Annotated in this window: 2 protein-coding genes; both read right to left on the reverse strand. The window is 73.5% G+C overall.

From position 1 onward, the window contains the following. The coding region (locus VGD44_RS19650; RefSeq protein WP_331090073.1) for an MltA domain-containing protein at nt 1–1,043 on the reverse strand (1,043 nt) is incomplete at its 3' end. Nucleotides 1,044–1,049: 6 nt separating this feature from the next. Beyond that, nucleotides 1,050–1,659 (reverse strand): TIM44-related membrane protein TimA (timA, locus tag VGD44_RS19655; protein ID WP_331090074.1); only part of this gene is annotated, 610 nt, incomplete at its 5' end.

The raw sequence follows: 1,659 nt of genomic DNA on the forward strand, positions 1-1,659 counted from the left end.
CCTTCGCCGAGGTAGAGGTCGGCCCGCACCTCGCCCTTGATCGCCCCGCCGGTGTCCAGCGCCGTGGCCAGCCTCCGGTAGGTCGGGAACGCCCCCGCCAGCAACGGCGCCTCGCCGTCGATCCAGAGGAGCTCGCCCATCGGGTGGAAGGCCGGGTCCACCGCCACCGCCCGGCCTGAGGGCAGGGGCACGTTGGCCGCGCCCACCGGCGGCCTGCCGTCGTCGGGGGCCAGCCGGAAGAACGCATAGCGCGGGTTCAGCCGCATGATCTCGTCGGCCTCGGGCCCACGATACGCCGCCAGCCACTCGCGGATGGCATCGCCCGAAGTGTTGTCCCGCGCCAGCAGGCCCCGGTCGCGCATCGGGTTGGCGACCCCAACGAACGGCCGGCCGTTGTGGGCGGCGTAGAGCGCCTTCACCTGCTTGCCATCCTCGAACGTCAGCACGCCCGAGCCCTGCACCTGCAGGAAGAACAGCTCCTCGGGCCGCATCCAGGCCAGCGCGTCGACTGTTGGCAGCGCCTCGATGGCCGCGCGGTCGGGGTAGGGCGCCTCGGTCCCGTCGGGCAGCACCTGAACCACCGCCCCGCCGTCCAGCGGCCGCAGGTCGGAGGGCCTGGGCCGCACGGGCGCGCTGAACTCGGCGTCGGGGGTCCGCCGCGCGGGGTAGATCGGCGCGAAATAGGCGGTGAGCACGCCTTCGCCCCCGACCCGCTCGGCCTGGAACGCCTGCTCGAGGAAGGTCCGCCCGTCGCCCGGCGCCACTTCTCCGGCCGAGCGGGCCCGCGCACAGAGGTCGGCCAGTTTCGGGTCGCGGCTCGCGTGGCAGGTCGCCCGCCAGGCCGCGAAGGCTGCGTCATGGTCCTCCGCCGCCCAGCCCGGCAGCTGCGAGAGCTCGATCCGCCGCGGCGGCTCCGGCGGCGGCCTCGGTGCAGGCGGGACGGGTTGCGGGAAGCCGGGCGGCGGGGGACCGTGCTCGGTCCCGGTCGCGCAGGCAGCAACGAGAAGGGCGGCGCAACTCGCCGCGACGGCCCCCCAACGCACGCGCGGTCAGGCCTCGGCGGCGTCGACGTGGACCAGGGTCCAGTTGGGATCGCGGCTCTTCAGCCGGCGCTCGAACGTCCACAGCTCCGCGGTGCGGCGGTCGTCCACGCCCTCGCCTTCCGGGCCCTTGGTGCGGCTGCGGAACTCGGCCAGGAAGCGCACGGTCACATGCGCCAGGTCGCCCGAGCGCACATCGGCGCGCTCCAGGTCGGCGCGCGGGCTGTGGAAGAACTCCACCTGCTCGGTGCGGCCCTCGGTCTCGCGCTGCTTGATGACGGTCTCGAAGCTCTCGAACACGCTGGGCGCCAGCAGGTTCTTCAGGGTCTCGCGGTCGCCCTCGGCGAAGGCCTTCACGATCATCTCGTAGGCCGACTTCGCCCCCGACAGGAACCGGGTCACGTCGAAGCCGGGATCCTTGGCCCGCACGGCCGCCAGCCCGGTCAGCTCCACGCCGTCGTCCACCGTGTCGCCCAGCACCGGCGCCGGCGCGCGGCGCTCCAGCGCCTCCACCGTCTGGCGATCCTCAGGCTGCAGCCCCTTGCGCCGGCCCAGCACCGAATAGAGCTGGTACAGCACGATGGCGGCGAGGCCTGCGAAGATGATCAACTGGAGAACT

The organism is Phenylobacterium sp., assembly GCF_036402295.1.
Taxonomy (GTDB): domain Bacteria; phylum Pseudomonadota; class Alphaproteobacteria; order Caulobacterales; family Caulobacteraceae; genus Phenylobacterium.